Source organism: Pontibacillus marinus BH030004 = DSM 16465, assembly GCF_000425225.1.
GTDB lineage: Bacteria > Bacillota > Bacilli > Bacillales > BH030062 > Pontibacillus > Pontibacillus marinus.
On the sequence record NZ_AULJ01000082.1, the window covers coordinates 1 to 9,917 of the forward strand.

Below are 9,917 nucleotides of genomic sequence, written 5' to 3' on the forward strand. Positions count from 1 at the left end.
TACAGCAACGGACTCCTCTCAGTTTCAAGTCTTCAACAATCCTGCCATAAAACTGAATAAGAAAAAATTTCACACATATTTTAAACAAAAGACTATATATATCATAAAGTAAGTAAATGTCCACCACAGGCGAACATAATCTTTTTCAAAATTTTCCTGAATTTTGTTGACGTAAGATTTTGAAAATTATATAATCAAGTCATTCACTATTGAGAGGAGGTCACGTTAAAATGAAAAACTTTGTAGAGAACCGTTTGATTGCCATGAACTCTATATCGGTCGTGATCTCCAATCGTTTTCCTTTCTCTGTCTAGAATATCTATGACAAGTTCATAAGGGATTCGTGTCACGACATTCGTTCGTGACCTTTTTTGTGTGTACACAACACATACGTCTCGGGCGTATGTGTTTTTTTATGCCTTTTTTACACTTTTAGAAAGTTTAACTGTTGTAAGGATTAAAGTATAAGAAAATACATCGGTTTCGCCATTTTGGGCGATAACCGTGTTTTTCTAAAGGTTGTTCTAGCTTCATTCGAAGCTATTTCAATAAATCAAACATTTTTTAAGGAGGAGAATGAATGTGAGTTACGTAACGGAAATGAAGATTTTAAATGATTGGAAGGCAGAAGGCGGATAGTTAGATCAAATTAAACAATTTTATAGTGAAGAGCAGGTGAACGATTATGTTTTCAGTATTAGGTAAATTACAGTGGTTTTTTAGAGATTATTGGCTTCGATATTCAGTAGCGATTTTTCTACTGATTATTGTAGCCGGGATAGATATCATTCCCCCGAAGCTTATCGGGTCAGCGATTGATGCTATTCAGTTTGAAACGTTAACGAGAGCGAAACTAACAGAATTATTACTATGGTACGGGGTAATTATTGTATCGAGTTATGCCATTTCTTATGTTTGGGCTTACTTATTGTTCGGAGGGGCCTTTACGCTTGAACGAAAAATGCGTTCGCGATTAATGCAGCATTTTCTCTCGATGACTTCCTCATTTTTTGGAAAGTATCGTACAGGGGACTTAATGGCTCGTTCGACAAATGATTTGAAAGCGATCTCCATGACGACAGGTTTTGGGATTTTAACACTTGTGGATGCTACGTTTTTCATGTTGATGATTGTAGGCGTTATGATCGTAACAATCAGCTGGAAGCTTACGTTAGCAGCGCTCATTCCTTTACCAGTTATGGCGCTTATCATGAACCGGTACGGTAAAACGATCCATGATCGATTTACTAAGGCTCAAGATGCATTTGGCGATATGAATGATGATGTACTGGAATCCATTCGAGGGGTTCGGGTACTGCGTGCTTTTGTTCAAGAAAAGCAAGATGAAAAACGCTTTGGCGATATGACACAAGATGTATATGAGAAGAACGTCGAAGTAGCCAAGATTGATGCCATGTTTGAACCGACCATCAAAGTACTTGTTGGCCTTTCCTACACAATTGGGCTGGGGTATGGTGCACATCTTGTATTCCAAAATACGATCACGCTAGGTCAGCTCGTTTCCTTTAATGTGTACTTAGGTATGCTCATTTGGCCGATGTTTGCTGTAGGTGAGCTGATCAACGTGATGCAGCGGGGTAACGCTTCGCTTGATCGTGTAAATGAAACATTAAGCTATGAAGCGGAAGTGAAGGATCCATTAAAACCAAAGTCTGTTCCATTACCAAAGTCCATTGTCTTTGATGATGTGACATTCCAATATCCTGATACGGAACGTCCGCAGTTACAAGGTATCAAACTAGATGTGGAACGTGGTCACACGATTGGTGTAGTTGGAAAGACAGGAGCAGGTAAGACGACTTTATTTAAGCAATTGCTTCGAGAATACGCTGGCATGAAAGGGAAACTTACGATTTCTGGTGCATCCATTCATGACCTAACACTAGAAGACACAAGAGGGTGGATTGGATACGTACCCCAGGATCAAATTTTATTTTCTAAGACGGTACGGGAAAACATTCAGTTTGGCCATGACGATGCTTCAGATGGTGAGATTGGCCGAATTCTAGAGTTAGCTCATTTAAAAGATGATATCGATAATCTACCGAATGGATTAGACACCAAAGTAGGAGAGAGTGGGGTTACCCTTTCAGGAGGACAGAAACAACGTGTTTCTTTAGCTCGAGCGCTAATTATGGATCCGGAAATTTTAATCTTGGATGATTCAATGTCTGCAGTTGATGGCAAAACGGAAGCGAACATTATTAAGCACTTAAAGGCTGAGCGACAAGATAAAACGACCCTAATTTCAGCCCATCGCTTATCGGCTGTCCAACATGCGGATCAGATTATTGTGTTAGAAGACGGTGAAATTGTAGAGCGTGGGACACATGATCAACTGATGAAAAAAGGTGCTTGGTACGCCGAACAATTCACCAAACAGCAAATGGAATCCGGAAGGGGGGATGCGTAATGAGTAAGCCGTCAACGGAAAAACGCCTCCTTCAGTACGCTTTATCATTTAAGAAGACAATTATTATTGGGTTAATCTGCTTAACCATAGCCGTTGCGCTAGAGTTAACAGGTCCATTCATTGCAAAACGCCTGATTGATGAACATATTTTAGGGATTGAATCCACTTGGTATCAGGTACAGCAAAATGATGATGAGCACACAGTTGCTTATAACGATGGATTTTATAAGCGCAGCGATCGGATTGAGCCTGATGATACTACGTCTAGTAAGGCTACGATTTTACAATCTGGTAAATCGTATTATTTTATAGCAGAAGAGGTTCCGACCACTGGGAAGAAATCATTTGAAAATGGGACTTTTACCATTGAATCGCCTGATGGAACGGTCACAGCTCCTGCTGAGAAATTAGATTTAGATGAGCTTTATGGCTTTTTTAAACCGGAAACGAGCTCAATTATATGGTTATTGGTCTTGTATGTGGTCTTATTATTGATTGCTGCAGTTTTTCAATATAATCAAACCTATCTTTTACAAATGTCTTCAAATAAGATTATTAAAAAGATGCGCACAGATGTCTTCGCACATATTCAACGAGTGCCTGTTGATTATTTTATTAATCGACCGGCAGGGAAAATTGTAGCTCGTGTGACGAATGATACTGAAGCCATTCGTGAACTGTATGAACGTGTGCTTGCGACATTTATGACAAGTGCCATTTATATGACAGGGATTTACGTTGCGTTATTCTTGCTGAATCCGAAATTAGCAGCGATCTGTTTATTACTCATTCCGATCATGGCTGTCTGGATGAAGCTATATAAGATTTACGCAGGAAAATATAATGAAGTGATTCGTTCAACCATAAGTGATTTAAACGGGAACATTAATGAAGCCATTCAAGGCATGCCGATTATTCAAGCCTTCCGTAGACAAAAACAAACAACGGAAGAGTTTGAAGAGATGAATGAGCGCCACTTTACCTACCAAAGCAAGTTGTTAAAGCTAAATTCATTAACTTCTTTTAACCTCGTTAATGTTGTACGGAATCTAGCATTTGTTGCTTTCATTTGGTATTTTGGCGGTGCATCTCTTGGTGTAGGTACAATTGTTACGGTGGGTGTATTGTATGCATTTGTTGATTATTTGAACCGATTGTTTCAGCCTGTCATCGATGTAGTGAACCAGCTCGCTCAGTTAGAGCAAGCCAGGGTTGCAGCAGGCCGAGTGTTCGAACTCATGGATCATGAAGGGGAAGAAGTAAACAATACCTCGATCAATCGTTATAAAGGAAACATTCAGTTTGATGATGTATCTTTTGCCTACGAGGAAGATGAATATGTTTTGAAAAACATCTCCTTTAAGGCAAATGAAGGGGAGACCGTAGCTTTTGTTGGTCATACCGGATCTGGTAAAAGCTCGATCATGAATCTGTTGTTCCGGTTCTATGATCCCCAGAAGGGCAAGATTACGATTGATGGTATCGATACGACATCCTTATCACGTCAACAAGTCCGAAGTCACATGGGGATTGTTTTACAAGATCCATTTATCTTTACGGGGACGATCATCTCCAATGTGACGATGGGAGATCCGAATATTTCCCGTGAACGAGCAATCAAGGCTCTTAAAGAAGTAGGAGCAGATCGATTTATTGAGAAGCTTCCGAAACAGTACGATGAACCTGTAAAAGAGAAAGGGAGTACGTTTTCTGCAGGTGAGCGTCAGTTAATCTCTTTTGCAAGAGCACTGGCTTTCGATCCAGCTATTTTGATTTTGGATGAAGCAACAGCGAATATTGATACAGAAACAGAAGCGATCATCCAGAATGCTTTACAGGTTTTGAAACAAGGAAGAACAACACTTGTGATTGCGCACCGACTATCTACAATCCAGCAGGCAGATCAAATTTTTGTCCTGGATCACGGTCGTATTCTTGAACAAGGAAGACACGAAGAACTGCTTGCTGTGGAAGGGATCTATTACCAAATGTATCTCATGCAGCAGGGAGGACTGGAAGAAGTCGCAATTTCGTAGCATAATAGGAAGTGAGTGCTCTATGCATTCGCTTCCTATTTATTTTGCTTATAAGGAGACTTTATATGTCCAGGGAACATGAGCGTGAACAACCTGATATTATAGATGATGATTTATATGAAGAAATTGATGAAGAGGAACTAATAGAACTAGTAGAGGAAGAGAAACAAAAAGCTTTGGAACGTGAAAAGAGAGAAGAGGAGGAAGAGAAGAAAGGTCCTCCTGCTTTTCCGAAATGGGCGTTTTATTTAATAGCTTTTATGATGGCCTTAAACGTTATGGCTTTTCTTCCTAAAACGTTCTCCATTCCGGCGATTGATTTTTTAATGAAATCTGCTGAGCTTTCAACAAAACAGGAGATTGATACATACCAGGAATCGGTCGTGGTCATTGAGTCTGGGAATTCAAAAGGTACTGGTTTTTCGATATCGTCTGATGGATATATCGTGACCAACCATCATGTCGTTGATAATGAACAGCCTATTACAGTAGCTTTTCCTGAGCAAGGGTTATTTAAAGGAGAAATCGTAGCTAATTTTGAAGAGGTCGACTTAGCTTTGTTGAAAGTAGAGAACGAAGAGAATGTCTCCCTTCCCCATCTTTCTCTGGCAGAGAAGACACATTTTGAGAAAAGGGAGCATGTTTATTTTATTGGAAATCCACTCCGGTTTAATGGCATTGCCAATGAGGGAGAAGTAATTGGATATACAAGATTAAGTGATTGGGATCAAGATGTTCTTATGTTGGATGCGCCGATCTATCATGGGAATAGTGGAAGTCCTGTGATTAATGAAGAAGGGGAAGTCATAGCAGTGGTTTTTGCTACGATCCGTAAAGAACAATACGGCAAAGTCGGATTAGCTGTCCCGGTTACGTATTATCATGAAAAAGTTAGAGGACTTTCTGGAGACTACCCTCACTAATTTGAGGTAGTTTGCGTATCTCCATAAAGTGGAATAAGACATATAGACATTTCACAAAAGGAGATGGTCTGATGTTATTTCCAACAAGTAAATTGGAAGGTTTAAGAATTGATGCATCTGATGGTGAATTAGGAAAGATTAAAGACATTTATTTTGATGATAAAAAATGGACGATTCGGTACGTTGTAGCAGATACAAGAAAATGGTTGCCAGGTAAAAAGGTTTTATTATCACCTGCATCGTTAAAGGAAATTCCATTCGACTCTGACAAAATTGAAGTGGATCTGGATAAGGAAACCATACGTAACGCCCCTCCAATAGAGGATCATGAGCCTGTTTCTGTGCGTAATGAAATGGAGCTAAGTCGTTATTATGGTTGGTCTCCTTATTGGGAAGGCGAATATCTGTGGGGAACTATGGGATATCCGCAGATCATGGAACCTGGTGCAAACCCAACAATGATGGCAGATGAAAAAATGGAACAGGAAAAGAAAGCAGAAGATAATCCTGCTCACCCAGATCATAATCTTCGAAGTGTCCGAGAGGTGGCAGGCGAAAAATCCGGTTATCGAGTTTTTGCACAGAACCAAGAAATTGGTCATTTAGAAGACTTCAGCATTCAACAGGAAACGTATAAACTACAGTATATGGTGATTAATACAGGAAGTTGGTTGAATGAAAAACTTCGAATACTATCAACGGACTGGATTGAGTCTATTGATTGGGAAAACCATATCGTGAAAGTAGATATTGACCCAGGTCAATTAAAAAATGCACCAGATTATGATTATGAGCATGAGGTTACGAGAGATGTAGAAGAGCATATGCATCAACTATATGCAAAACCATTTCAAATTTAATAGATACTCCTATAAGAACTCGCATCACGACTAAGTGGTGCGAGTTCTTTTTAGTTGTTCAGTTATATGGCAAATATGTGGAATAAGCTGCTGCGGTGTGGTTCCGTTGCTTTTATGGAGTGCGGTGGGCTGGGAAACGGGCTGCTTTCCCCGGACGAACGATCGAGCCTCCTCAATCGCAAGCTCTCTGCGGGGTCTCGCTTGCCCGTCCGGAGGAGTCAGCCCGTTTCCCAGCCCACCTTAGCCGAATGGTGACTAACGGAACCGCAGCGATGTTGAGAGGTGGATGCTTACGGACATCTGTTCTTTTATTTTGAACTTTAAAGGCATTTCGAGAGTCGTTACGGACATATGATACCTTATTTGTGACAAATTGGTCTTTTCCAAGTTGATTTAAAGCAAATAACGGAACAGATATCCGTATGGTTTATAGCTCACACAACCAGGGTCCGTTATTCTCCATAAAAGCAAAGGGGTGAGGGAAATGGCAAACTCCCGCGGTAGAAAGGGCAGATGAGACCCCGCAAGGAGCATAGCGTATGAGGAGGCTCAGCTGGTCTTCCGCAGGAGTATTGCCATTTCACTGAACCCTAACTCTCATAATAGCAACGGACTTCTCTTAACCTATCTTAATTCCAAGTCTTCCACATAAGGGGGTAATAAAGTAGTCTATGAAATAACAATTCTGTGACATATAAATGTAAAGTTCCTACCAAAGCCCCCATATCACAACGCTCATACATATTTTCAACACATTATGTAACAATATGAGAGGTGAAAGGGCTAGATTCATAAAGAAATATAGTGTATCATACCGTTATTGAATAAGGACTCAACCCCCGTCACGTAAGGAAAAACATGTCTAGATTATGACAAGCAGTGAAATGGTTTTGTAACACAACTGCAAAAAAATCTACAAAAACCACCCAAAAAATGATCAATCATAGCGAAAACTATAATAGCTGGAGGTGAGAAGGGTTGATCAGACGTCTGATAAAAAAAGAACAAGAGGGTTCCCTCGAAGAGCAGGTTAACCTCGTCCAGAATGGTGACGAAGAACTCCAGAACCAGCTCTTAAAACAATATCAACCTTTTATCGCCAAAAGTGTCTCAGAAGTTTGCAAACGATATATAGACCCTTCAAAGGATGATGAGTTTAGCATAGGATTAGTTGCATTTAATGAAGCGATGAAGTCTTATTCCAGTGATAAAGGAAGCTCTTTTCTATCCTTTGCCAAACTTGTGGTGAAACGAAAAGTTATTGATTATATCCGAAATGATCAAAACAATCCTGTAGTGGCTTCTCTTGATCAAGAATATGAAGAGGAAGACCAAATGGAAAATCCACAAGAAGTGCGCGCAGCGAAGGAGCAATATCAGCAAGAGACCGAAAGTTGGCATAGGCGAATTGAAATTCAAGATTTCTCAGAAAAACTGAAGCTGTATAAGCTCTCATTTCAGGAATTAACTGAAGTATCACCCAAACATCGAGACGCTAGAGAATCGGCAATAAAAGTAGCCCGTACCATAGACGAAGATGATGAACTAAGGGCGTTCGTAATGGAAAAACGCAAACTTCCTATGAAGCTTCTGACGGATAAAGTCGAAGTGAGTAAAAAAACACTTGAGCGAAATCGAAAGTTTATTTTGGCCATTTTCATTATCTTAAATGAAGATTACGTGTTTTTAAAAGATTATATAAAGGGGGTGGGCCTGTGAGACAAGGAATTGTCATGGAAAAACACCGGAGATATTCGATCGTAATGACACATGATGGATCTTTTCAAAAAGCTAAACCAATCCCGTATTCCATGCCAGGAGATGAAGTAGAATTCGAACCCTTTGAGGAAAAGCAGTGGTCATTTGCTGTTTTTCCCAAGAAATTAAAACCAAATTATCGCTTGGTTGCCATGGTTGCGGCTTTTCTAATCGCGATCCTTCCACTCTATTCATGGTTTGACTCCAACCGAGCTTATGCTTATGTCAACATTGATATGAATCCAAGCATTGAAATGAAGGTCAATAACAAGATGAAAGTTATTGAGATGATTCCTCTGAATGATGACGCAAGCTTACTCGTTGAGAAGATAACTGACTGGAAAAACAAATCCGTAGAAAAAGTAACCGTAACCGTTATCGAAAAAGGTGAAGAAATAGGTCTTATTAGTAACAGTAAAAGTGTCATGGTTGGCGTTAGCTATAAGAAGCGGATGAAACAGGATAAACAAATTACCAAAATGATTGACCAGTACTTACAAACCAATCCGCTCGACTTAACTGTAGCTACCTTTGAAGTCCCTGAAGAGATACGGAAACAAGCTAAAAAAGAAAAAAAATCGATGAATGAACTATTTGCTAAACAATATAGCGATCATGTTCTTAAGACCTCAGGGAATGAGCAAAAGGGTAATGACATCGATTCTGAAGAAGAAAAGGCCATTGAAACCTTTTACAACCAAGGAAATAACGATGATAAAAAAGCCCCCGATTCAAATGATGATAAAGAAAAAGATCATGAATCGAATAATGGTCAAACACATCCAGGACTGAATAAAGAGAAGAATAAGAAAAAAGAGGAAGACCAAAAAGACAAAGGCAAATCCAAATCATCAACCAATCCTGCTGGGAAAGAAAAAGGCTGGGCCAAAAATAAAAATAAAGACAAGAACAAGGAAGATCAAGATGACGACAACCATCAGGAAAATGATCTTCCTCCTGGTCTGAATAAACAGAAAGAAGAACTAGAAGACCTTCTAGAGTCTCTACCTCCTGGTATTCAAAAGAAATTGGAGCAAGAAGGTTATGAAGACATAGAGGAGATTCTAGATTCTTTACCACCTGGCATTTTAAAAAAGATTGATCAATCCAATCTTGAGGAACTGCGAGAAAGTCTTCGTCGTATAGATTCTGATTTATTCTCAGACTTCAATCAAGATAAAGCTAAAGAAGATGAAGGTGAGAATGAAAAAGACGAAGGTGAGCAGGGAAAAGATAAACGTCATCACGATAAAGATTCTAAAGAAGAACCTCCAGGGCAAGCTAAGAAAGATAATAAGCAAGACTCTAAACGCGGAGGAAAAGATCGCGGTAATGACAAAAAAGAAAACGGTCGCTAAGATCATAAGAATAACCGTGATTAGATCGTGATGACGTAAAATGACAACCATAAGTCTACGAGATACGGAGGAAAAGCCCATTGTAGTTGGAGAGCTGCAATGGGCTTTTTGCGTATGTGAATAAATAAGTAATTTAATTGATAAATATGGCGAAGTTGACTGTTCTTTTTTTGTTTACTTACGTTAATGTATTAAGGGATTTTATTCAGCAAACTGGCAGGATTGTTGAAGACTTGATTCCGAGATATTGGTTGGGAGGAGTCCGTTGCTTTTTTGTAATTTGTTCCGGTCAGTGAAACGGCAAGCCTGTTGTGGAAGAAAAGCCGAGCCTCCTCGTGCCTGCGGGGTCTCGTCTTCCCTTTGTTACCACGACAGTTTGCCGTTTCCTTCCCTCCACGCGATTATGGAAATTAACGGACCATAATTTGGACTTTCCCACCTCATATAGATTGGAATTCATATTCACAGAAGTTGCTCAGACCCTTGCCATGATAGGATTATGCTACCTGGAATCAGAAATCCTCTCCCAGAACTACGGCGGTTCCGTT

6 protein-coding genes are annotated in these 9,917 nt (G+C 39.8%); all 6 read left to right on the top strand.

Annotated features, from left to right (window positions below; translation table 11 throughout):
• Positions 1-685: 685 nt before the first annotated feature.
• The 6 genes from H514_RS0114870 (at position 686) to H514_RS0114895 (ending at position 9,369) form a co-directional block, all read left to right on the top strand.
• The gene (locus H514_RS0114870) at positions 686-2,434 is read left to right on the top strand and encodes an ABC transporter ATP-binding protein (protein WP_027447675.1); all 1,749 of its coding nucleotides are present in this window, start codon (positions 686-688) and stop codon (positions 2,432-2,434) included.
• On the top strand, positions 2,434-4,470 hold the full coding sequence (locus H514_RS0114875) for an ABC transporter ATP-binding protein (protein WP_027447676.1): 2,037 nt from the start codon (positions 2,434-2,436) through the stop codon (positions 4,468-4,470). Before H514_RS0114870 ends, H514_RS0114875 begins: the two co-directional genes overlap by 1 nt.
• 65 nt (positions 4,471-4,535) lie before the next feature.
• Positions 4,536-5,393 carry a S1C family serine protease gene (locus H514_RS0114880; RefSeq protein WP_027447677.1) on the top strand — a complete coding sequence of 286 codons (858 nt, stop codon included), beginning with the start codon at positions 4,536-4,538 and terminating at the stop codon, positions 5,391-5,393.
• Between the two features lie 71 nt (positions 5,394-5,464).
• Positions 5,465-6,253, top strand: a complete 789-nt coding sequence (locus tag H514_RS23180; protein ID WP_051255160.1) for a PRC-barrel domain-containing protein — start codon at positions 5,465-5,467, stop codon at positions 6,251-6,253.
• Between the two features lie 978 nt (positions 6,254-7,231).
• Positions 7,232-7,972 carry an RNA polymerase sigma factor SigI gene (gene sigI / locus H514_RS0114890; protein WP_027447678.1) on the top strand — a complete coding sequence of 247 codons (741 nt, stop codon included), beginning with the start codon at positions 7,232-7,234 and terminating at the stop codon, positions 7,970-7,972.
• A complete protein-coding gene (locus H514_RS0114895) occupies positions 7,969-9,369 on the top strand; it encodes an anti-sigma factor domain-containing protein (RefSeq protein WP_027447679.1) in 1,401 nt (466 codons plus the stop codon). The genes sigI and H514_RS0114895 overlap by 4 nt, the downstream gene beginning before the upstream one ends.
• Positions 9,370-9,917: the final 548 nt, after the last annotated feature.